Origin of the sequence: Amylibacter marinus (assembly GCF_030160015.1) — a bacterium.
Classification (GTDB): Bacteria; Pseudomonadota; Alphaproteobacteria; order Rhodobacterales; family Rhodobacteraceae; genus Amylibacter; species Amylibacter marinus.
In genome coordinates this window covers 1,082,078-1,104,536 of record NZ_BSNN01000002.1, presented here as the reverse complement: position 1 = coordinate 1,104,536, position 22,459 = coordinate 1,082,078, and the positions used below count along the sequence as shown (strand labels likewise).

The 22,459-nt window shown below is 54.4% G+C and carries 18 protein-coding genes; 6 read left to right on the top strand and 12 right to left on the bottom strand.

The features are described 5' to 3' along the window. Positions 1-131 precede the first annotated feature (131 nt). Positions 132-1,451 (top strand): MATE family efflux transporter, encoded by a 1,320-nt coding sequence (locus tag QQL62_RS06270; protein ID WP_284377044.1) that lies wholly within the window; start codon positions 132-134, stop codon positions 1,449-1,451. Here QQL62_RS06270 and arsC read toward each other — a convergent pair. The 4 genes from arsC to QQL62_RS06250 form a co-directional block, all read right to left on the bottom strand. Continuing rightward, a complete protein-coding gene (arsC, locus tag QQL62_RS06265) occupies positions 1,444-1,782 on the bottom strand; it encodes an arsenate reductase (glutaredoxin) (protein WP_284377043.1) in 339 nt (112 codons plus the stop codon). The two genes, QQL62_RS06270 and arsC, sit on opposite strands and share 8 nt — an antisense overlap. After that, positions 1,779-2,837, bottom strand: coding sequence for a quinone-dependent dihydroorotate dehydrogenase (locus QQL62_RS06260; protein WP_284377042.1), 1,059 nt, complete (start codon positions 2,835-2,837; stop codon positions 1,779-1,781). The genes arsC and QQL62_RS06260 overlap by 4 nt, the downstream gene beginning before the upstream one ends. Continuing rightward, entirely contained in the window at positions 2,834-3,175 is a 342-nt protein-coding gene (locus tag QQL62_RS06255) for a DUF952 domain-containing protein (protein WP_284377041.1), read from the bottom strand. The genes QQL62_RS06260 and QQL62_RS06255 overlap by 4 nt, the downstream gene beginning before the upstream one ends. Positions 3,176-3,343: 168 nt before the next feature. Next, entirely contained in the window at positions 3,344-3,577 is a 234-nt protein-coding gene (locus QQL62_RS06250) for a DUF1127 domain-containing protein (RefSeq protein WP_284377040.1), read from the bottom strand. A 94-nt stretch (positions 3,578-3,671) separates the two neighbouring features. On the opposite strand from QQL62_RS06250, the gene QQL62_RS06245 reads away from it, so the two are divergent. Then, complete coding sequence (locus QQL62_RS06245; RefSeq protein WP_284377039.1) at positions 3,672-5,054, top strand: aminotransferase-like domain-containing protein; 1,383 nt, start codon at positions 3,672-3,674, stop codon at positions 5,052-5,054. Between the two features lies 1 nt (position 5,055). On the opposite strand, the gene QQL62_RS06240 is transcribed toward QQL62_RS06245, so the two are convergent. Together QQL62_RS06240 and thrS are read right to left on the bottom strand one after the other, a co-directional pair. After that, positions 5,056-6,093 (bottom strand): Hint domain-containing protein, encoded by a 1,038-nt coding sequence (locus QQL62_RS06240; protein WP_284377038.1) that lies wholly within the window; start codon positions 6,091-6,093, stop codon positions 5,056-5,058. A 69-nt stretch (positions 6,094-6,162) separates the two neighbouring features. Beyond that, the gene (thrS, locus tag QQL62_RS06235) at positions 6,163-8,115 is read right to left on the bottom strand and encodes a threonine--tRNA ligase (protein ID WP_284377037.1); all 1,953 of its coding nucleotides are present in this window, start codon (positions 8,113-8,115) and stop codon (positions 6,163-6,165) included. Positions 8,116-8,372: 257 nt separating this feature from the next. Between thrS and QQL62_RS06230 the strand changes: the two genes are divergently transcribed. Continuing rightward, a complete protein-coding gene (locus tag QQL62_RS06230) occupies positions 8,373-9,125 on the top strand; it encodes an alpha/beta hydrolase (protein ID WP_284377036.1) in 753 nt (250 codons plus the stop codon). Positions 9,126-9,142: 17 nt separating this feature from the next. Next, a complete protein-coding gene (locus QQL62_RS06225; protein ID WP_284377035.1) occupies positions 9,143-10,132 on the top strand; it encodes an alpha/beta hydrolase in 990 nt (329 codons plus the stop codon). On the opposite strand, the gene QQL62_RS06220 is transcribed toward QQL62_RS06225, so the two are convergent. Then, positions 10,124-10,336 carry a hypothetical protein gene (locus QQL62_RS06220; protein WP_284377034.1) on the bottom strand — a complete coding sequence of 71 codons (213 nt, stop codon included), beginning with the start codon at positions 10,334-10,336 and terminating at the stop codon, positions 10,124-10,126. The genes QQL62_RS06225 and QQL62_RS06220 overlap by 9 nt on opposite strands. Before the next feature lie 113 nt (positions 10,337-10,449). Here QQL62_RS06220 and QQL62_RS06215 point away from each other — a divergent pair, with 113 nt between their 5' ends. Next, entirely contained in the window at positions 10,450-10,707 is a 258-nt protein-coding gene (locus QQL62_RS06215; protein WP_284377033.1) for a DUF2312 domain-containing protein, read from the top strand. Between the two features lie 7 nt (positions 10,708-10,714). On the opposite strand, the gene QQL62_RS06210 is transcribed toward QQL62_RS06215, so the two are convergent. Beyond that, positions 10,715-11,665: a hypothetical protein gene (locus QQL62_RS06210; protein ID WP_284377032.1), complete on the bottom strand. Its 951-nt coding sequence runs from the start codon at positions 11,663-11,665 to the stop codon at positions 10,715-10,717. Between the two features lie 29 nt (positions 11,666-11,694). Here QQL62_RS06210 and QQL62_RS06205 point away from each other — a divergent pair, with 29 nt between their 5' ends. Then, a complete protein-coding gene (locus tag QQL62_RS06205; RefSeq protein ID WP_284377031.1) occupies positions 11,695-13,350 on the top strand; it encodes an ABC transporter permease in 1,656 nt (551 codons plus the stop codon). Here the strand turns inward: QQL62_RS06205 and QQL62_RS06200 are convergent. From QQL62_RS06200 to carB, 4 genes are all read right to left on the bottom strand, one after another. Continuing rightward, positions 13,347-14,255, bottom strand: coding sequence for a pseudouridine-5'-phosphate glycosidase (locus tag QQL62_RS06200; protein ID WP_284377030.1), 909 nt, complete (start codon positions 14,253-14,255; stop codon positions 13,347-13,349). The two genes, QQL62_RS06205 and QQL62_RS06200, sit on opposite strands and share 4 nt — an antisense overlap. After that, entirely contained in the window at positions 14,255-15,151 is an 897-nt protein-coding gene (locus tag QQL62_RS06195) for a PfkB family carbohydrate kinase (RefSeq protein ID WP_284377029.1), read from the bottom strand. Before QQL62_RS06195 ends, QQL62_RS06200 begins: the two co-directional genes overlap by 1 nt. A gap of 88 nt (positions 15,152-15,239) precedes the next feature. Further along, positions 15,240-18,680 (bottom strand): pyruvate carboxylase, encoded by a 3,441-nt coding sequence (locus tag QQL62_RS06190; RefSeq protein ID WP_284377028.1) that lies wholly within the window; start codon positions 18,678-18,680, stop codon positions 15,240-15,242. Between the two features lie 490 nt (positions 18,681-19,170). Next, positions 19,171-22,401 carry a carbamoyl-phosphate synthase large subunit gene (carB, locus tag QQL62_RS06185; protein WP_284377027.1) on the bottom strand — a complete coding sequence of 1,077 codons (3,231 nt, stop codon included), beginning with the start codon at positions 22,399-22,401 and terminating at the stop codon, positions 19,171-19,173. Between the last annotated feature and the right edge of the window lie 58 nt (positions 22,402-22,459).

Sequence of the window (22,459 nt, the reverse complement as noted above, 5' to 3'; positions counted from 1 at the left end):
TCTGCCCAAAAATATACCAGTGATAAAAGGTCAGAAGCGTTGCGTGACATAGGGGGATCACTGGTCGGGCAAATTGAATCCGTGCAATAATTTCGGTGCAATTGGCGCTATTAGATTTTATGGCACTAGTTATGGCCGATACCTCTTCTCTTCCTCTTAGCAATATGCGCGTGCTGGCCATCGCTCTGCCGGTGGTCTTGTCTAATGCAACAGTGCCGGTACTGGGGCTGGTTGATACCTATGTGATCGGCCAACTGGGCGATCCTGTTGCCATTGGCGCAGTGGCCATGGGGGCGGTGATCATTACATCGATTTTTTGGATGTTCGGATTTTTACGCATGGGCACAACGGGGCTTACGGCACAGGCGGTGGGGCAGGGGGACGCGGGGGAAACCACACTTTTGCTAACACGTGCGCTGATGATTGGGCTGGCGGCTGGCGGTCTGTGTATCGCGGTGCAATGGCCCCTATTTTATGCGGTTTTTGCATTATCACCCGCCTCGCCAGAGGTCGAGATGTTGGCGCAGGGCTATCTGGAGATTCGTGTGCTGGGCGCACCTGCGGCAATTGCGGTTTATGGGATTTCTGGCTGGCTGGTGGGGCAGGGGCGCACAGGGGCGTTGTTGCTTTTGCAAATCAGCGTCAATGGGTTGAATATTCTCCTCGATTGCTGGTTCGTATTGGGGCTGTCTTGGGGGGTATCTGGGGTAGCGCTGGCTACACTTGCGGCAGAATATTTTGGACTGCTGTTTGGTCTGTGGTTGGTCCGTGATGGATTTAAATCTGGGCTGTGGCGCAATTGGGCGCGGGTGTTTGATGGGGTAAAACTACGCCGCATGGCCCTTGTTAATCGCGATATTATGTTGCGCTCTATGCTATTGACCGGCGGTTTTGTTCTGTTCTCGTTTCTGGGATCTAGCTTTAGCAATGAAATACTGGCGGCGAACCAGATACTGCTACAATTTTTGCATGTTACGGCCTATGCGTTGGATGGGTTTGCGTTGGCGGCCGAGACGCTGGTGGGACAGGCGGTTGGTGCACGAAACAGGTTGGGCCTGCGGCGCGCGGTTTGGTTAACGGGGATGTGGGGGGGCATATCCGTTTCGTTATCAGCGCTGGGGTTTGCGGTGCTTGGGGGGCTGTTGATCCAAGAAATGACCACATCCCTAGCCGTGCAAGATGTAGCTCTGCGCTATCTGCCATGGATGGTGCTGGCGCCGCTGACGGGGGTGCTGGCATGGATGATGGATGGGGTCTTTATTGGTGCCACACGCACGCGCGAAATGCGCGATATGATGTGTATATCGTTTTGCGGTTTCTTGATCAGCCTATGGATCACAATCCCCATGTGGGGCAACCATGGCCTGTGGTTCAGCATCAATATCCTGTTCATCCTGCGCGGCATCACCCTGCTGTGGTGTTACCCCAACATAGAACGCGACCTTAGCTGAAAATTTCGAACACGGCCTCAGGGGGGCGGCCAATACGGGCCTGTCCGTTTGAAATGACAATCGGGCGTTCGATTAGAATAGGGTGTTCGACCATTGCGGCAATTAGCTGATCGGAATCGCTGGTCAGCGTGAGACCCAATTCTTTGAAGCGCGCATCTTTGTGGCGAATGATGTCTATAGCCTTGCCCCCCAGCATATCAATCACGCTGCGCAGCTCGTCGGCACTGGGGTTGTCATCTAGATAGCGGCGGATTTCGGGTGCCCGATCTTCGATCAATGCCAATGTTTGGCGCGATTTAGAACAACGTGGATTATGCCAGATTGTGGTCATAGGAACTCCTCTGTGCCGGAACCAACGGCTTGAGATATATGATTGTACCCGTGTTGCTCCAAAAGCCGATCCAACCCCTTGGCGATGTCGTTGGCCAGCGATACCCCCTGAAACACCATGGCCGTGTATAGCTGAACCGCGCTGGCACCGGCGCGAATTTTCTCAAATGCATCCTCTGCGCTGGCAATGCCGCCCACCCCGATTAGGGGGACATGCCCTTCTAGTTCGGCAGATAGGCGCGCCAAGACCTGTGTTGATTTGGAAAACAACGGGGCGCCAGAAAGGCCACCCTTTTGAATGCGATGCTCGCTGGTTAGCCCATCACGGTCTAACGTTGTGTTGGTGGCGATGATTGCATCAAGTCGCGCATGGCGGGCCACTTGGGCGATTTGGGCGATCTCTTCCAGCGTTAGATCAGGCGCAATCTTAAGAAAAATCGGCACGGGGCGTTCTAGGCCTGCGCTGGTTTTCATTACACCTTCTAGTAGCGCGGTCAGGGCCTTTTCGCCCTGAAGGTCGCGCAGTTTTTCGGTATTGGGCGAGGAGACGTTCACCGTGGCAAAATCCACATGTGGGCCACAGGTTTCTAGGACTTGGACAAAATCAATTGCACGGTGCGAACTGTCTTTGTTGGCCCCTAGATTGATACCCACCACTCCAGAATTTGGCCGATTGGCCAGTCGTGCGGCAATCACATCCATGCCCTCGTTGTTGAACCCGAACCGATTGATCGCAGCGCGATCCTCCGTCAGGCGAAACAGGCGCGGTTTGCGATTGCCGTTTTGGGCCTTGGGGGTTGCGGCGCCCACCTCTACGAAGCCAAACCCTGCCTTTAGTAGCGCGGGTACAACCTCGGCGTTTTTGTCAAACCCCGCCGCCAATCCCACGGGATTGGGCAATTCCAACCCGCCGACGCTGGTTTTTATGCGCGCGGTGCTAAAGGGGCCGTGGCGTGGGCCTAGCCCCATAGCTAGCGCCTTGATTGCCAAGCCATGTGCTGTTTCTGGGTCTGTTTTGTGCAATGCCGCCAATGCGATGCGTTCTGAAAACTTCATAACACCCCCTGTGGGAAATGATGCGTGCCCTCTACCAGTGGTAAGGGTTTGGCCCATAAAACATCCGCCATGCGCAAAGGCCCATAAAGATGCGGAAACAATGCCCCCCCGCGTGCCACTTCGTATTTCAGCGCGTTGCCCAGTGGCGCATCCTCTAGCGCAAGGATCATCAAACCCTCCATACCCTCAAAATACTTGGCCACGGTTTGGGCAACAGTCTCTGCGGTAGAAAAATGGATGTAGCCATCCACGATATCAATCGGCGCACCTGCGCTTTGGCCCTGTGATTGCAGGGCCTCCCATTCGGGTGCGCGTAGAATTTTGTAAATCAAGCCCATCCCCTGATGCTCCTGCTTAGCTTTTCAGGGTCTTATCACGCGGGGGGCATGGCCCCAAGGCTTGATTGCGTGTTTTTCTTGGGAATACAGATAATTTTGCGCCCGCCACAGGCAGCGGGCGCACAGGGCTCCATGGACATCTGCCACACCATAGGCCCCGTTTGGGGGTTAGGCCTTCCAGAAGGGTTTTTGCGCCTCGATTTGGGCCTGAGTGGGGGTGATGCCGATATCACGCAGATGTGCGTCGGATAGCCGGCCAACTGCGCGGCGCATCTTCGTGCGATCCCCCCAGATCGCCACTGTATGCGCGAATTTGATGGCGACAGTGGATGCCACTGGCAAATCCGTGCGTGCAGACAAGTTCAGGGCGAATTCAGAAGCTCTTGAGGGGGTATAGGTCATCTTTCTAACTTTCTTATTGTGTTGGTACAATATTGATAGTATTGGTAATTAATAGATACAAAGATTCGATATGTATTGATAGGAGATTATTGTAATGGGTACAATTTGGCGCCCCTCCCCTGATTTTACCAGCGGCCCGAAATACAAGGCCGTGTTAGAGGCCCTGCGGGTAGATATCGCAGAGAATACACTTGCAGTGGGGGATCGATTGCCACCGGTGCGGGATCTGGCGTGGCAGTTAGAGGTGACGCCTGGTACAATCGCGCGGGCCTATCAGCTGGGCGTTTCCGAGGGCATACTAGAGGCGGCGGTGGGGCGTGGCACCTTTGTGGCGACGCAGAAAACCACTGAGGATTTCCGACCGATTATGTTCGAGGTAGAGGAGGGCGGCCTTATCAACCTGCGCAATACCAGCACCACAAATGTTGGCCAAAGCACAGAGCTGCGCGCCGCCATGATCCGCGCCGCCGAACAAGCCTCAGGCTATATGGACTATCCGGAACGCAAGGCGCGCCACGATATTTATAGACATCTGTGCGACTGGATGCAGTATTCGCATGTACAGGCGAAACCCGAGAATATCGTGTTAACCAATGGTGGGCAAAACGCGATCAACATTGCCTGTAGCGCTATATTAACCGAGGGTTCTGGCCCTATTGCGCTGGATGCCCTCACTTATCCGGGAATTCGTTATGCGCTTCAGGCCCATAATGCCGCTATCTCGGGTGTATTAACGGATGAGCATGGGATCATTCCAGAAGACCTGATTCGTGTTTGCAAACGGGATCGGCCGCGGGCCTTGTTTACCTCTGTAAATGTGTTGAACCCTACCACAGGTGAAATGCCCTATCAGCGACGGGTCGAGATCGCCGAAATTGCCCGAGATTACGATTTACAGATTATCGAGGATGACTGTTGGGGTATTGGAGAGGCGCGCACGCCCGGTTTTTCGCGTCTGTGCCCAGAACGCGCTTGGTACCTGTCTTCTTTTTCCAAGGTCGTGGCAGCGGGCCTTCGGTTTGGGTATTTGCTATGCCCCGAGGGCATGCGGCATCGCGCCAGCCGAATTGTGCAAACCAACAGTTTTGGCACCTCGCGTGCGGTGATTGATATCGCCCACGAATTGCTGGCCTCTGGGGATGCACAGGCCATTCGCAACCGTATCCTTTCGCGCGTGTCGGAACGGGTGGAAACCACGGTGAATATGCTGGGCCATCACGATATTTCGTGGCGCAAAGATGTGCCGTTTATTTGGGTGCCACTGACGCGGGGGTGGCGCGGATCATCTTTTGCATCGGCCTGCGAGCGGCGAAAAATCGCGGTGCGCGCGGCAGATGAGTTTGCCCTGAACAATATGCCAATCCCAAATGCGGTGCGCATATCGGTCAATTGCAATATCCCGCTGGATCAGTACCAAGAGGCGCTACGCGAAATCGATACCCTGTTGCTAAAGCCCCGCATAGATGTGGAGAGCTGATCTATAGATCAGCGCGGTCGCGCAGGGCTTTAAATTCGCGTAACCCCAGACAGGGGTATTTGGTTTTAGGGAATAGCTTTTCCAATCCTGCAAGATCAGGGAATATCTCTAACAGTTCGTCGCGCGATGACTGGTCAATGGCCCGCAGGGCTTGCTCGCCAGGGAAGAAGCTCTCGCAGGGTTGGCCATTGGCAAAAACCACCTCGTGGCGATCAAACAGCATGTGATAGTAGGTGACCTCTTCCTGCGGTACAGGCTGTGTAGTGCTAACGCCATCCAACAGGCCAACAGCCGGCACCAAAACCTCGCTGGAGCCATACAACAGATCCGCGCGCCAATCTTTGACATAAATGCGATGTTGTGGTGATACCAGCAGGTCGCGGTCAGGCATTGCCGCACCTAGGCTGTTGCGCCCAATGGATACTGGCCACAAATGCGGATGGTCCAACAGCTGTTCTAGGCTAAATTTCCGCGATCCGATCCAACGAATTTGCGGGGCCTCGCCCTCTAGTGTGCTGACCTGATCTCCGACCACCAAATCCTCGATATTCTTGGAACCCTCGGGCGTTAAAATTTTTGTTCCTCGTGTGAAACAGACCACATTATAGGGGGTTTGTGATCCATCCTGTGCAGAGTTGTTGTTAAAGGTATAGGTGGCGCCATCAACCAATGGTTCGCTGGTGATAATACCATAGTTCTGACCAGAGTTACTGCTTGGTGGATCATTCCCAATTCGCACGACAAAGAACACAATACCCTGATCAGATTCGAACGAATACTCCAGCTCTACCCCTTGGCCGGCATTAAAGGTGTTGCTCCCAATCGTAAGATCCGAATCGAGTATCTGGTCGAATCCACCCGGTTCGTTAAAGGCATCATTGAAAATCAGGTCGTCGTCGTCGATGAATATCTGGGCAGGACCGCTGTTGGTGAATGTCGTAGAGGTTCCCGATACAGCGGCCCCCGTTGTATCTGTGGCACTGGAAATAGCGCCGGTAAAATCGCTTATGTCATAAATCGCAAATGAGTATCTTGGCATATCTAACCCCCCGCTAAAGTATTTTTCAATGATAACAGGGGATTATGGCGCAATCAAGTAAACTAGATGTTAATTGCGGAGCATATCTGGCGGCAACGCAGCCTGAAACAACTCTGCGGTGATTTCATCTAGAGACATTACAACTGTTTTCTTTTCGCCCAGACGCCGCACGGTTACTGTACGATCCTCAACCTCTTTTTTACCCACGGCCAGAATAACCGGAACCTTGCCCAAGCTGTGTTCGCGAACCTTATAGTTGATCTTCTCGTTGCGGATATCGGCCTCGGCGCGAATGCCGGCGGCATTTAGCGCCTCGACCACATCCAAGCAGAAATCATTGGCATCCGTCACAATTGATGCCACCACCACTTGGCGTGGGGCCAACCAGAAGGGCAACTTGCCGGCATGGCTTTCGATCATAATACCAATAAAACGCTCGAATGATCCCAGCGTTGCACGGTGTAACATAACGGGGCGATGCTTGTTGCCATCTTGGCCGACATAGGATGCATCAAGACGCTCGGGTAAAACAAAATCAACCTGATGGGTGCCGCATTGCCAATCGCGACCAATGGCATCGGTCAATACAAACTCTAGCTTGGGCCCGTAGAACGCGCCTTCGCCATGGTTCATTTCTGGCTCGATCCCCGCAGCACGGGTGGCCGACAGCAATGCCGCCTCTGCCTTATCCCAGACCTCGTCTGACCCAGATCGCTTTTCGGGGCGATCAGAGAACTTGATCTTGAATTCCTCGAACCCCAGATCGCGGTAAACCTCAGACAGGAAATTGATATAGGTCTTTGTCTCCGACTCGATTTGATCTTCGGTACAGAAAATATGCCCGTCATCTTGGGTGAAGCCGCGCACCCGCATGATACCATGCAATGCGCCAGAGGGCTCATAGCGGTTACAAGATCCGAATTCGGCCATGCGCAACGGCAGGTCGCGATAGGATTTCAGACCGTGGTTGAATATCTGCACATGGCAGGGACAGTTCATCGGCTTTAGGGCATTTACGGCCTTTTCGCGGGCATGCTCTTCGTCCACCTCTACGATGAACATGTTCTCTTGGTATTTTTCCCAGTGGCCAGAGGCCTCCCACAGCTTGCGATCCACCACCTGAGGTGTGTTCACCTCAACATAGCCACCCTTGGTTTGCATACGGCGCATATAGTCCTGTAATGTTGTGTAAATACGCCAGCCATTGGGGTGCCAGAACACCTGCCCTGGGGCCTCTTCTTGCATGTGAAACAGGTCCATCTCGCGGCCCAGTTTGCGGTGGTCGCGCTTGGCGGCCTCTTCGAGCATATTTAAATGGGCCTTTAGATCATTCTTGTTCTTAAAGGCGACGCCATAGATGCGCTGTAACATCGCATTGTCGCTGTCGCCGCGCCAATATGCACCGGCCACAGACATCAATTTAAATCCATCACCAGGAACCTGAGCGGTATGTACCAAATGTGGCCCACGGCACAAATCTTGCCAGTCGCCATGCCAATACATCGACAGATCCTCATCGCCAGGTATGCTTTCGATCAGCTCGACCTTATAAGGCTCGTTATTGTCCCGATAGAATTGGAGGGCGCGTGCGCGGTCCCAAACCTCGCGGCGCACGGGATCCTTTTTGTTGATAATTTCGCGCATTTTCTTCTCGATCACCACCAAATCCTCGGTGGAAAAGGGCTCTTCGCGATCGAAATCATAGTACCAGCCGTTCTTGATAACGGGGCCAATGGTCACCTTCACATCTGGCCACAGCTCTTGAACCGCGCGCGCCATGATATGAGCACAATCGTGACGGATCAGCTCAAGTGCCTGTGCATCGTCTTGCATTGTGTGAATGGCAAATGCGGCATCGGCCTCAATCTCGCGCGATAGATCACGGTGCTCGCCGTTTACACTACAGCTGATGGCCTTTTTGGCCAACGAGGTGGAAATGTCCTTGGCCACATCCATACCCGTTACACCTGCGGCGTATTTACGTGAATTTCCATCGGGTAGGGTGATTGTGATCTCTGACATGGATCATCCTTTCATTTAGCGCCTACGAAACGCTCGGTTAAAGTTGTGCGCCCATTTGGCCCGATTTCACTACAGGTTCAAGCAATTTTTGACCCCCAACTCCCCTCCCACATCCAAATCTTTAAAATATCCAATCCCATGATCGCCAAAATCCGCGCATTGGCAAATTCCAGCGTATTCCGCCCCAAACGTGCCACCTGTAGATGACGCCCCCCAAAAACTAGTCTAGGACTGAGGCATAATTTCCCGAGGATACCATGAGCAACCCGCAACATTTCACCACCCCCCAAGGCCGCGAAATCGCCTATCACCAAACCACCGGCACAGAGGCAGGCCCAGGGGTTGTTTTCCTTGGCGGCTTTAAATCCGATATGCAGGGCAGCAAGGCGCTGTACCTACAGGAATGGGCCGAGGAAACCGGTCGCGCATTCCTGCGCTTTGATTATTCGGGCCACGGGCAATCCTCGGGCGAATTTCGCGATGGCTCTATCGGCGAATGGGCCGAGGACGCACAGGCGGCGGTCACCACCCTAACCACTGGCCCGCAGATATTGGTCGGCTCGTCTATGGGCGGATGGATTTCTCTTTTATTGGCCAAGCGCATACCCGATCAAGTGGCGGGCCTTGTGGGTATTGCCGCCGCACCTGATTTCACCGAAGACAGCATGTGGAATGGCATGAGCTCGATCCTTCAGGCTAAATTGATGAAAGATGGCGTGATCTATCAGCCATCAGAATACGATGAACCCTATCCAATTACCAAAAAGCTAATCACAGATGGGCGCAACCATTTGGTTCTGCGCGAAGATCTTGAGCTGCCATTTCCAGTGCGCCTGTTGCATGGCACCGCGGATGCGGATGTGCACATGGACGTGGCGTTACGCTTGCTTGAACACGCAAGTGGGGATGATATTCGCCTGAATTTCGTCAAAGGGGCGGATCACAGGTTCTCTGATGCACGGTGTCTGCAATTGATCCGTAAATCAATTCACTCGATCCTGATGGCCTAGCCCCCAAAGGGGGGTATATGCGCGTCATCAAAGGTTTCGTGGGACTGGTTATTATGGTTCTGTTAGGAGCGGCACTGGTTTTGGTTCTCGGGCCGCGACAGCGCTTTAATCTAACCGAGGCAACCAAGGATCAAACGCCCCCCCGCGATATTTCTCAAATCACCACAGATCTGGCCAAATCAGAAGCCCGGTTTACCGATATCAAACCCAATCAACACAAGCAGATCCTCTGGGCCGGCGAAGAGGGGGCGAAAACCGCGCTATCCATCGTGTACCTGCATGGGTTTTCCGCCAGCCTACAAGAAATCCGCCCCGTGCCCGATAATCTGGGCGCGGCCCTTGGCGCAAATGTCTATTTCCCGCGCCTTACGGGCCATGGTCGCGCGGGGGATGCCATGGCGCAAACCCATGTTCAGGACTGGGCGGTGGATTTGGCACAGGCCTTGCAGATTGGCCAATTGATCGGTCAGCGGGTGATCGTGATTTCAGCCTCTACGGGGGGCACATTGGCCACCACATTACTGGATGATCCCAGCCTAACCGAACAGGTCGCAGGCATGATCTTTGTCTCGCCAAACTTTGCGGTGCATAATTCCATGGCGTTTTTGGGTAAGTTGCCCCTGTTTAACCTCTGGGGGCCGATGCTGGGCGGCGAAACGCGCTCTTGGGAGCCTAGCAACACCTTGCATGGGCAATACTGGACAACCAGCTACCCCACAGAATCTATCGTGCCGATGATGCGCCTGATTGACCATGTCGAGGGCATAGATGTCGCGCGCACAGAAATCCCCGCGTTGTTCTACTTTTCAGATGACGACAGGGTGGTAGATGCGGCCGCAACACGTCAGGTTGCCCAGAAGTGGGGAGGGGCTGTAACCTTGATCAACCCAACCCTAACCGAGGCAGATGACGTAAACGCTCATGTAATTGCAGGCGATATCATGAGCCCGAACCAAACCGCCACGGCTACTGCAGAGATGCTAAACTGGATAAAATCCCTAGAGTAGTATACCCACAATCACCAAGGCCAATCCCAGTGCCGACAGGGCAAATGACCCGACATTAATCGCAACAAGGCTTTGTAGATGCGTGCTAAGCTCTTCGCCCTCTAGCCCCGCTTGGCGGGCCTTAAAGGCCTTGGCGATACAATAGATTAATCCCGCCAGCCCTAATAGGGTGACGCCAACGCCGGCAAGTACAAGTATATCCATAGGCCTACTTTCATTTTGTGCGATGAATAGCGAAATCCCCCCCCCAGCACAAGCAACACTTGCGCGCGCGCCCCCCCTACAGTAATCACGCAGACAAGCCAAAGGAGCATAAAATGAACGAAGAAACAGGCCAATCCAGCTACCGCGTTACTGCGGATGAACTGCGCGCATTTGTAGAGCGCTACGAGCGTCTGGACGCCGAGAAAAAAGATATTGCGGAACATATGAAAGAGGTGATGGCCGAGGCAAAATCACGCGGCTATGATACTAAGGCCCTGCGCTCTTTGATTGCTTTGCGTAAGAAAGACCCAGCCGAGATTTCAGAAGAAGAAGCGGTTCTAGATATGTATAAAGAAGCCTTGGGCATGTAGCCCTGCGCTAGTCTAAGAAATTCGGGCGCGGTTGGATGGTGGCAACATTATCCATGCGCTCGATGTAATACCAGTCATCCTCGTAGGCAAAGGTCATCTGATCCTGCACCTCTGCAGTCCAAAAATCATCACGCCTTGGGGCATCTGTGTTCGGAAACTTTAGCACAAAAGCGCGTTTGATTTTTTCAAAATCTCCCGCCTGCGCTGGTTTGTGCTTTAGCAGGTATTGATACATCAATTGACACCCATATAGCGATAGCCCCTGATTGACAGGGCGGCTGTCCCCATGCAGGTCTTGGGCATTTTCAATGCCGGTTATGGCCTGAATAACATCGCGCCAGATACGCGGATAATCTTCGTATTTCCACGTTACCACATGGTGGCGGGGGCCGCGTTCCTCTCTTTGGCGTCTGGTGACACGGTTTAACAGGTCAGACCACTTCACCTTGGGGATTTCGATATTTTCAACAAAGGTCGAGAATTCCTCGATCTTGGCATGGCCCAAGGCGCTACCATAACATGAGGGCAACAGGGTGGTTAAATTTCGCGTGGCCATGAAGAAACGATAGCTGTTCAGCGGCAATAATGTGGAATAGCGCGCCACAGCCGCCCCGCAGGGGGGGAACAACAGGCTACGGCTAACGGGGCGCAGAACAGAACCGCCAATCTGATGATCCAGCAACACGATACGCTTGGCTGCTGACCCTTGGGTTGCCTCGCGGATAAATTGCGCCCCTGCGTCGGCCTTGGGTAGGCCATCGCCCAAGGCCTTTAGCGCGGATTCTAATGCATCGCGGTGGGCCTCTGGGGGTACGATTACGATATTCTGATCGGAAAAGACGTCTGCATTTTTCTCTAAAATGTCATAAATGTGCTGAGATGCGGTGCGGTAGGGCCCAAGATAAATTCGAATGTCCATTGATAAATGTTCCCGTCCAATGCCCTGATTGCTAGACATAGAATTATCCATGCGCTAAGCGCGTTTCAATGGCTGATAATGCAAATATATCAACGGCACGTAAATTTGGCCGTTTCCCCAGCGTATGGACCATCGCAGCGGCCTTGGTTGCGGGGCTGGTTATCCTGCCCATATTGGTGGTGATCTATCTGGCCTTTTTCCCTACCGAAAATATCTGGCCACATCTGCTGTCCACGACATTGCCGCGTTATCTGGGCAATTCACTGATTATGATGGGCGCGGTTGGGGCGCTAAGTGCGCTGATCGGGGTCAGTACCGCGTGGTTTATTGTGACCAAAGATTTCCCCATGCGCAGAACGCTGGAATGGTCGCTGTTTTTCCCTTTGGCGGTGCCGGCCTATATCGGGGCCTATGCCTTTGTGGATTTTTGGGAATATGCGGGGCCGGTTCAGACCCAATTGCGCGACTGGTTTGGCTGGCAAACCTCTCGGGATTACTATTTCCCACAGGTGCGCGCACGCGGGGCGGCTGTTTTGGTAATTGCGTTGTCGCTGTATCCTTATGTTTACTTGTTGGCGCGCACGGCCTTTCGGGATCAATCCAGCCGCACGCTAGAGGTCGCCCGCGCATTGGGCGTGGGGCCGCGGGGGGTGTTTTTCCGCGTGGCGCTGCCTCTGGCACGTCCCGCCATTGCCATTGGCGTGTCTTTGGTGATGATGGAGACGCTGAATGATTTTGGCGCGGTGGAATTTTTCGCGGTGCAGACCCTGACAACGGGGGTGTTTACCGTGTGGCTAGAGGCGTCGAACGTTGGCGGGGCGGCGCAGATTTCTGGGGTCATTCTAGCGCTGTTAACGGGGCTGTTGTTTCTGGAACGTCGTAGCCGAAATAAAATGAAGGTGCATCAGCGCCATACGCAAATGATCCCCCCCAGCCGCGAAAAATTACGTGGTGGCGCGGCGCTGTTGGTGATGGGAGTCTGTGCCTTGCCGGTGATCCTTGGGTTTATAATGCCCAGCCTAATCATGCTGTCTCATGCATTACATGTGCCTGAAATCTGGCAAGGTCGGGAATTTCGCGGGGCGATCAGCACCAGCCTATGGGTTTCGTTGTCTGCGGCCCTGTTGACGGTGGGGGCGGCGGTTATACTGGTGTATGCGGTGCGTATGTCGCGCTCTAATCTGGCGCGCAAGCTGGCGCCAATTTCCACCATCGGATATGCGGCCCCTGGGGCGGTTTTGGCGGTGGGGATCCTTATTCCCATGGCGGCATTGGATCACCGAATCGCGGATATATTTCAAACCCTGTGGAATGTTGAAATTGGGCTGCTGATCACCGGCTCAGCGGGGGCGGTAATTTTTGCCTATTTCGTGCGTTTCTTTGCGCTGGCCTATGGATCTGTTGACAGTGCCATGGGGCGCTATTCACCCAATATAGGCTGGGCGGCTCGCTCTTTGGGGAAAACACCTGCCGCGGTGTTGCGGCGGGTGCATTTGCCGCTGATCCACCGGTCGTTGCTGATTGCGGTCTTGCTGGTGTTTGTAGACAGCATAAAAGAACTGCCGGCGACGTTGTTGTTGCGCCCCTTTGGGTTTGAAACACTGGCGACCCAAATCTACAACGCCGCCTCGCTTGAGGATATCAATGGCGCATCGGCCGCCTCGATTGTGGTGATTTTGGTCGGCATGCTGGCGGTGGCGGTGCTGGCACGTGCCTCGCGTTAGCCTGCGCTAAACGCTACGGCGATTTCACTAGCAAGGCGCGCATTATTTAGAACCAATGCGATATTCGCCTCTAGCGATTTACCCTCGGTCAGCTCGAAAATTCGTCCCAGCAAGAAGGGGGTGACCTTTTTGGCCTCGATCCCTTGGGCGTTGGCCTCTTCTAGAGCGCGGGCAATGATCGGGCGCAGCACCTCTGATGCAATTTCATCGGCCTCTGGAATTGGATTTGCAATCAGCTGACCACCAGACAGGCCCATTGCCGCACGGGTCTGTGCGGCGCGGGCAATATCTGTGGCGCTGTCTAGGCGCAGGGGCGCATCAATCCCAGAGTGGCGCGACCAAAAGGCGGGCACCTGATCTTGGCCCACCGCAATAACGGGCACCCCCAATGTTTCCAGCACCTCTAGGGTCTTGGGGATGTCCAAAATGGCCTTGGGGCCGGCGGCCACAACGGTTACAGGCGTTTGGGCCAGCTCTTGCAAATCCGCAGAAATATCAAAACTTTGCTCGGCCCCTTGATGAACCCCGCCAATGCCTCCGGTTGCAAAAACAGAGATACCCGCCAGATGCGCGCTGATCATGGTGGCGGCAACTGTGGTCGCCCCCGTTTTGCCGGTAGCAATACACACAGGCAGATCGGCGCGCGATAGCTTGGCCACGTCTTTGGCCTGTCCAAGGCTGTTTAGCTGATCCGCAGATAGGCCAATGCACAACTCACCATTCAGCACCGCAATTGTGGCCGGCACGGCGCCATTATCGCGCACGCACTGCTCGACACGGCGCGCGGTTTCTACATTCTGTGGGAAGGGCATGCCATGAGTGATGATGGTGGATTCCAATGCCACAATTGGCTGACCAGCCTCTTTGGCTGCGCGCACTTCGGCGCTGAAATTCAACTGGATCATTATTCGTCTTCTCCGGATACGTATTTAGCGGCGGTGGCAAGGGCCTGTTCTAGGGCCTCTTGGGCCGGTATGTTATTTATTTCTGCGGCGATATGGGCGGCCATGAATGTATCACCTGCACCCGTCACGCGGCGCTGGGCCACCTGAGGTGGGGTAGCAGTGATATGATTTGCGGCACTGGCAAGGCTGGCGGCCCTAGCGCCGTTGGTCACCAGCACACGGTGAGCACCGCGTGCCACCAAGGCGGCGGCGGCGTCAAAGGCGGTATCAAAGGGCGTATCACATAGCAATCCGGCCTCTTCTAGGTTCACATAAAGGGTTGCGCCTGCGTGTTTTAACAGGGGCAGCAATCGCTGGGCCTTGCCGGGGCTGGCGGGGGCCAGGCGCATATCGGCGCGGGCAAATAGGGGACTGTTGGCGATCTCGCTCAGCAGCGATGTAGTCAAGTTGCCATCTAGCGCAATCACCCCATCATAGGGCGCGGCTTCACTGCCCAAGCGCCCATCAGACAGCGGGCGCAGGATATCGCTATCGGCTGCCTCTAGGGTATGGGCATCGGCAATGGCGGCAACCAGCCCGTTGCTACCCTCGATGGCCATATACCGATCGGTTGGCATGCCTTCAGAGCGGTGCACATGATCGGTGATCATTCCCATATCAGTACAGGCTCGCAACAAATCTGCCCCCTCGGCATCATCACCAATAGCCGTAAGCAGGGCGGGGCGCAGGCCAAAGCGCTGGGCGGTCATGGCAATATTCATGGCAACGCCACCGGGGATGCGAGTGATGCGTCCACCCACGTCAGTGCCCACATTCATCACCTGTGGTGCGCGACCGATAATGTCCCACAACACGGAACCGATGCAGAGGATGTCGATGGTTTTAGAGGCGGTCATATAGGAGTCCTTGGCGAATCGTAGGCTAGCCCCAAATGAATAACGCCCCGCATTGCGGGGCGCTAGGCTTGTTTGTTAATCTGCGATGTTAGGCTTCGAATTCCACGATCAGATCCTTGGCATCTACCTGTGTCCCGGTGGCCGAGTGGATGGCCTTGATCACGCCACCCTGTTCGGCACTGATGCCTGTTTCCATTTTCATGGCCTCGATGGTGAACAATAAATCACCCTCGGCGACCTCTTGGCCCACACTGACGACCACAGATGAAATAGCGCCGGGCATTGGCGCACCGACATGGGCGGTATTGCCGGCCTCTGCTTGGGCGCGCTTTATGGTGGTGGCGGCCTTATTGGAATCGGTGACGCGGATGGTGCGTGGCTGGCCGTTTAGTTCGAAAAACACCCGTGCTTGGCCATCTTCGTCAGTCTTACCCACAGCAATCAGCTGAATTTCCAGCGTCTTACCCGGGTCGATTTCACAAGAAATACCTTCGCCCGGTTGCATCCCATATAAGAAGTTTTCCGTGGGCAGGGTACGTACAGGGCCGTTTATCTTGTGGTGGGCTTGATAATCGGTAAAGACCTTTGGGTACATTAGATAGCCGTTCAGATCTTCGTTATCCACATGCTCCACGTCTAGCATCTCGGCCAGCTTGGCCCGCTCGGCCTCTAGATCCGCCGCGGGTAATACTGAACCCGGGCGTACCTCAAGCGGGGTGCGGCCACGCAAAACCTTCTTCTGTAGTGCCTCGGGGAAACCACCATAGGGCTGGCCAACTTCGCCCTTAAAGAAGGTCTCGACTGATTCCGGGAATGCCACCTCTTTGTTGGGGTTCAGAACGTCCTCGATTGTGAGACCCGCCGATACCATGCTAAGGGCCATATCTCCCACGGTTTTTGCAATGGGCGTTACCTTGATCACATCGCCAAAGGCGTGGTTCACATCGGCATAGGTCTTGGCAATTTCTAACCAACGGCTTTCCAGCCCCATGGAGCGGGCCTGTGCCTTTAGGTTGGTAAACTGCCCGCCGGGCATTTCGTGTAGATAAACTTCGGATGCGGGCGATGATGTGCCACTTTCGTATGCGGCATAGTGCCCGCGTATGGCGGCCCAGTAATCATTGATATCGCGCACGGTGGCAATATCAATGCCGGTGTCGCGTTCGGTGTTGCGCAGGGCCTCGACCATGGATCCTAGGCAAGGTTGGGATGTACCACCAGAAAAAGCATCCATGGCCACATCTACCGCATCAACACCCGCCGCAGATGCCGCCAGTATAGATGCCCCCGCCATGCCGCTGGTGTCATGGGTGTGGAAATGGATCGGTAGGCCAACCTCTTCTTTCAATGCGGTGACAAGGGCTGTTGCGGCGGCGGGTTTCAACAGGCCCGCCATATCCTTTAGGCCTAACACATGGGTACCAGCCTCTTTTAGCTGTTTGCCCATATCCACATAGTATTTCAGATCGTATTTGGCACGATCAGGATCCAAGATATCGCCAGTGTAGCAGATCACGCCCTCTAACAGCTTGCCACTGTCCAGAACTGCATCCATCGACAGGCGCATGTTTTCAACCCAGTTCAACGGATCAAACACGCGGAACACGTCTATGCCCGTCTCGGCAGATTGGCGTACAAATTCCTGCACCACATTATCGGGGTAATTGGTATACCCCACACCATTAGACGAGCGCAGCAACATCTGGGTCATCAGGTTTGGCATCCGCTCGCGCAGATCGCGCAACCGCTGCCACGGGCATTCATGCAAGAAACGATAGGCGACATCAAAGGTCGCCCCCCCCCAGCATTCCACCGAGAACAGCTCTGGTAGGTTATGCGCATAGGTATCGGCGATATTCACCATATCAATCGAGCGCATGCGCGTGGCCAACAGGGATTGATGCCCATCGCGCATGGTGGTGTCGGTGATCAACAATTGCTTTTGATCCGCCATCCAATCGGCCACGGCCTGCGGGCCTTGCTCGATCAGCAAATTGCGCGCACCACGCGGAACATCGGGGGTTTTGTTCTGTGGAACCACGGCGCGGGCAAGCGCGGGGCGCACAGGGTCTGCGACCTCTGGGTGCCCGTTAATGATCACATCTGACAAGTAGGTCAAAATCTTGGTAGCGCGATCGCGGCGGGGCTTGAAATCAAATAGATCGGGGGTCTGGTCGATGAATTTGGTGTGATAGGTGTTATCCAGAAACGTGGGGTGCTTCAGCAGATTGATCACAAAGGCGATGTTGGTAGACACGCCGCGGATGCGGAATTCGCGCAATGCGCGATCCATACGGGCTATGGCGGTTTTTGGGCTTGGCCCCTTGGTGGTGATTTTTACTAGCAGGCTGTCGTAAAACCGCGTGATCACTGCACCAGAATAGGCGGTGCCGCCATCCAGACGCACGCCCAGACCCGTGGCCGAGCGATAGGCGCTGATGCGGCCATAATCGGGGATAAAGTTGTTTTGCGGATCCTCTGTGGTGATGCGGGTTTGCAGAGCGTGGCCGTTTAGGCGGATGTCATCTTGGCTGGCGGCGCCTGTAGCCTTGGCCAATGTGGCGCCTTCGGCGATGCGGATTTGGGCGCGCACGATGTCGATGCCGGTCACTTCCTCGGTTACGGTATGCTCTACCTGCACGCGGGGGTTCACCTCGATGAAGAAGAACTCATCCGTGTCCATATCCATCAGGAATTCCACAGTCCCTGCGCATTCATAGCCCACATGAGCACAAATTTTGCGCCCCAGCGCGCAAAGCTCTTGGCGTTGCGCATCGCTTAGATAAGGGGCGGGGGCACGCTCGACCACCTTTTGGTTGCGGCGCTGTACGGAACAATCGCGCTCATACAGGTGGTAAATATCGCCGTGGCTGTCGCCCAGAATCTGCACCTCTACATGGCGGGCGCGCTGAACAAGGCGCTCTAGATAGCCCTCGCCATTGCCAAAGGCGGCCTCGGCTTCGCGCCGCCCCTCTAGAACCTTTTCTTCTAACTCGTCGGCATTCATGATCGGGCGCATACCGCGCCCCCCGCCACCCCATGATGCCTTTAGCATAAAGGGATAACCAACCTCATCGGCCATTTTGCGCACTTGATCCATATCATCGGGCAAGACTTCGGTTGCGGGTACCACGGGCACACCGGCCTCCATTGCCACGCGGCGCGCGGATGCCTTGTCGCCCAATTTGCGCATTGTCTCGGCCTTCGGGCCAATGAATTTGATGCCGGCAGCGCTACAGGCATCGACGAATTCGGGGTTTTCTGACAGCAAGCCATAACCAGGGTGAATGGCATCCGCCCCTGACATTTTTGCCACGCGAATGATCTCTTCTATACTTAGATAGGCAGCAACCGGCCCCATATTCTCGCCAATGCGATAGGCCTCATCGGCCTTAAAACGGTGCAGTCCCAGCTTGTCCTCTTCGGCATAGATCGCGACGGTTTTCTTTCCCATCTCATTGGCTGCACGCATGATGCGAATTGCGATTTCGCCGCGGTTGGCGATTAGGATTTTGGAAAATTCGGTCATGTTCACTCCGATTAAATCTATGCTTAGGCAGAGGTGCCATGCATGTTCTACGTTATAGGTATATCAAATTTGCCTGCGACATTTTGGCAGTTTTGGGGATTTGGAATAATTTGTCGAAATACAGCGGTTGTGGGAAATTTTTGTGCGTAAATTCGCAAAATAGCCCCCTGGGATTGCGGGCCCGAAAAAACGATGCACAGTTGATCGGACAGTGCCGTGTACCCAATTACGGTGGCGCGATTTGATAGGGTGCGATTCCCCGAAGTTTGGAAAAAAGAGTGGGCCAAAAACAGCTGAAGAAATATCCCAGAAGGCACAAGAGCATTGGCGCGCTAAATTCCAGGAATTATCGGCACATTACATCCCGCCAGCACGGCAGACAAAACAATACAAAAGATCAGACGCATCGCAACTCCTTGGTTACCACCGACGTTAGCCGGCGGCCTGAAATAATGCAATGTCGCGTTTTGGTTTAGGGCAGCTTCCTGCCCTAATAATTTTGCAGCGCCTTTACTTCAATCTCGCCTTCGCGCATGTTGCGGATCGCCTTGGCGGCGGCATTGGATGCGGCGGCGGTGGTGTAGTAGGCAATTTTACCAGACAGGGCGACCGCGCGAATTTCGCGGCTGTCCTCTAGGCTCTGGGTGCCTTCGGTGGTGTTGAAAATCAGATCAACCGCGCCGTCCTTTAGCGTATCCACGATATTGGGGCGACCCTCGAATACTTTGCTCACCAGCGTATTCGCCACAGCATTCTCCGACAACCACTTGGCGGTGCCACCCGTGGCCAAAATGGTGAACCCTAGCTCGGTTAGGATTTCTGCCGCCTCTAGAATCAGCGATGTTTTATCGCTGTCTTTGATCGAGATGAATACGGTGCCTTGCTCTGGTAGCGGCGTGCCTGCACCCAGTTGAGATTTCAAAAACGCACGTTCAAACGTGGTATCGAGCCCCATAACCTCGCCGGTAGAGCGCATCTCTGGCCCCAGCAATGGATCAACACCCGGGAAGCGGTTAAATGGTAGAACCGCCTCTTTCACCGCGAAATGATCTGGGTGGGGTGATTTCAAATCAAAATCAGCCAACTTCTCGCCCGCCATGATACGCGCCGCGATGGCCGCGATGGGGGAATTGATTGCCTTTGCCACAAAGGGTACGGTGCGCGATGCACGAGGATTGACCTCTAGGATAAAAATCTCGTCATTCTTGATGGCAAATTGCACGTTCATCAGGCCAACAACATTCAGCTTAAGAGCCATGGCCTTGGATTGACGGGTCATTTCTTCGATCAATTCATCTGACAAGGAATATGGCGGCAAGGAACAGGCGCTATCGCCCGAATGCACACCAGCCTCTTCGATATGTTGCATGATACCAGCCACATGAACGTCCTCGCCATCACACAGCGCATCAACATCCACCTCGATCGCACCCACCAAATAGCTGTCGAGCAAAACGGGGCTGTCGCCAGATACTTTTACAGCTTCGGTGACATAGCGTTCCAACTGCGCGTCTGTGCGGATGATCTCCATAGCACGGCCACCCAAAACATAAGAGGGGCGAATGACCAGCGGATATCCCACGTCCTTGGCAATGGTGAAACACTCTTCGTCGTTATGAGCGATTCCGTTATAGGGCTGTTTCAGGTCAAGGCTTTCCAACATTTGCTGGAAACGTTCGCGATCCTCGGCCAAATCGATGGCATCTGGCGAGGTGCCCAAAATTGGGATACCCTCGGCCTCTAGATCATTGGCCAATTTCAGAGGGGTCTGGCCACCAAATTGTACGATCACACCGTGCAATGTACCGTTTTCCTGCTCTACACGCAGGATTTCCATCACCGCTTCCATGCTGAGCGGCTCGAAATACAAACGATCGGATGTATCGTAATCGGTGGAAACGGTTTCTGGGTTACAGTTGACCATAATGGTTTCATAACCTGCCGCCGTCAGCGCATAGCAGGCATGTACACAACAATAATCAAATTCGATCCCCTGACCGATACGATTTGGGCCACCGCCCAGAATAACCACCTTCTTGCGATCAGATGGGCGCGCCTCGCATTCCACATCCCCCATCGAATCCGCCTCGTAGGTCGAATACATATAGGGTGTTTGCGCCTCGAATTCGGCCGCACAGGTATCAATGCGTTTGAACACAGCCGTTACACCAAGCGCATTGCGCGCAATGCGGATTTCACGCTCGGTCGCACCGGTAAGGGTGGCCAGACGCGCATCACTAAAGCCCATCATTTTCACGCGGCGCAGCGCCTTGGCCGTGCCGGGTAGACCATTTTCGCGGATTTCTGCCTCCATATCCACGATTTCGCGAATGCGGTTTAGGAACCATGGGTCAAAGGATGTGGCGGCGATGATCTCATCATTGGTAAGCCCATGGCGCATCGCCTGTGCGATCAGAACCATACGGTCGGGCGTTTGTACAGAAATAGCCTTGATCACCGCTGATTTGTCTGGGGCACCTGCGATTTCGATCTCGTCAAACCCAGATAGTCCAGTTTCCAACGAGGCCAGCGCCTTTTGCAGAGATTCATGAATAGTGCGCCCAATGGCCATGGCCTCGCCCACAGATTTCATTGCGGTGCCAAGGATCGGCTCAGCCCCAGCAAATTTTTCAAAAGCAAAACGCGGTATCTTGGTGACCACATAATCAATACTGGGCTCGAAGGACGCAGGCGTGACACCGGTGATATCATTGTCCAGCTCGTCCAACGTATAGCCAACGGCCAGTTTCGCCGCGATTTTGGCAATCGGGAAACCCGTGGCCTTGGATGCCAAAGCAGATGAGCGCGACACCCGCGGGTTCATCTCGATCACCACCATACGGCCGTTTTTGGGATTAACCGACCACTGAACGTTTGAACCACCAGTTTCAACACCGATCTCGCGCAACACATTGATCGAATGTGTCCGCATCATCTGATATTCTTTGTCGGTCAGGGTTAGGGCAGGGGCCACAGTGATACTGTCGCCAGTGTGCACCCCCATGGGGTCTACGTTTTCAATAGAACAAACGATAATGGCATTGTCCGCTTTGTCGCGCACAACCTCCATCTCGTATTCTTTCCAGCCTAGCAAGCTTTCGTCGATCAATATTTGATTAACGGGGGATGCATCCAAACCCGTGGTGCAAAAGTGAATGTAATCTTCGCGGTTGTAGGCAATACCACCACCGGTACCACCCATGGTAAAGGCAGGGCGAATAATCGCGGGCAAGCCGATGTCGTCGATCGCAGCCATCGCATCTTCCATACTCTCGGCGATGGTGGCGCGGGGGTTTTCGATCCCCAAGCGATCCATGGCTTCGCGGAATAGTTTGCGATCCTCGGCCATCTCAATCGCCTTGCGATCCGCGCCGATCAATTCAACATTGTATTTTTCAAGGGTGCCATCTTCGTCCAGCGCCAATGCTGTATTTAGGCCGGTTTGTCCGCCCATGGTCGGCAGTAGAGCATCGGGGCGCTCGTGCGCGATGATCTTGGCAACGACTTCGGGGGTGATGGGTTCTACGTAGGTGGCATCTGCCATATCAGGATCGGTCATGATCGTGGCAGGGTTGGAATTCACCAAAATCACACGATAACCTTCTTCGCGCAGCGCTTTACAGGCCTGTGCCCCTGAATAATCAAATTCACAGGCTTGCCCGATAATAATGGGCCCTGCGCCGATGATCATGATGGAAGATATATCGGTTCTTTTGGGCATAGGGCAGCTTCCTTAGACGGGCGCGGGGACGGAATCGCGCGGATTTTCCAAATTGTCC

Bases quoted from the DNA above. Each gene is read 5' to 3' on its own strand.
- QQL62_RS06200 (WP_284377030.1), bottom strand. From the start codon at position 14,255: ATGATCCAGTTGAATTTCAGCGCCGAAGTGCGCGCAGCCAAAGAGGCT.
- carB (WP_284377027.1), bottom strand. From the start codon at position 22,401: ATGCCCAAAAGAACCGATATATCTTCCATCATGATCATCGGCGCAGGG.
- QQL62_RS06210 (WP_284377032.1), bottom strand. From the start codon at position 11,665: ATGTCTAGCAATCAGGGCATTGGACGGGAACATTTATCAATGGACATT.
- QQL62_RS06240 (WP_284377038.1), bottom strand. From the start codon at position 6,093: ATGCCAAGATACTCATTTGCGATTTATGACATAAGCGATTTTACCGGC.
- thrS (WP_284377037.1), bottom strand. From the start codon at position 8,115: ATGTCAGAGATCACAATCACCCTACCCGATGGAAATTCACGTAAATAC.
- QQL62_RS06250 (WP_284377040.1), bottom strand. From the start codon at position 3,577: ATGACCTATACCCCCTCAAGAGCTTCTGAATTCGCCCTGAACTTGTCT.
- QQL62_RS06215 (WP_284377033.1), top strand. From the start codon at position 10,450: ATGAACGAAGAAACAGGCCAATCCAGCTACCGCGTTACTGCGGATGAA.
- QQL62_RS06220 (WP_284377034.1), bottom strand. From the start codon at position 10,336: ATGGATATACTTGTACTTGCCGGCGTTGGCGTCACCCTATTAGGGCTG.
- QQL62_RS06205 (WP_284377031.1), top strand. From the start codon at position 11,695: ATGGCTGATAATGCAAATATATCAACGGCACGTAAATTTGGCCGTTTC.
- QQL62_RS06260 (WP_284377042.1), bottom strand. From the start codon at position 2,837: ATGAAGTTTTCAGAACGCATCGCATTGGCGGCATTGCACAAAACAGAC.
- QQL62_RS06255 (WP_284377041.1), bottom strand. From the start codon at position 3,175: ATGGGCTTGATTTACAAAATTCTACGCGCACCCGAATGGGAGGCCCTG.
- QQL62_RS06225 (WP_284377035.1), top strand. From the start codon at position 9,143: ATGCGCGTCATCAAAGGTTTCGTGGGACTGGTTATTATGGTTCTGTTA.
- QQL62_RS06195 (WP_284377029.1), bottom strand. From the start codon at position 15,151: ATGACCGCCTCTAAAACCATCGACATCCTCTGCATCGGTTCCGTGTTG.
- QQL62_RS06270 (WP_284377044.1), top strand. From the start codon at position 132: ATGGCCGATACCTCTTCTCTTCCTCTTAGCAATATGCGCGTGCTGGCC.
- arsC (WP_284377043.1), bottom strand. From the start codon at position 1,782: ATGACCACAATCTGGCATAATCCACGTTGTTCTAAATCGCGCCAAACA.
- QQL62_RS06190 (WP_284377028.1), bottom strand. From the start codon at position 18,680: ATGACCGAATTTTCCAAAATCCTAATCGCCAACCGCGGCGAAATCGCA.
- QQL62_RS06245 (WP_284377039.1), top strand. From the start codon at position 3,672: ATGGGTACAATTTGGCGCCCCTCCCCTGATTTTACCAGCGGCCCGAAA.
- QQL62_RS06230 (WP_284377036.1), top strand. From the start codon at position 8,373: ATGAGCAACCCGCAACATTTCACCACCCCCCAAGGCCGCGAAATCGCC.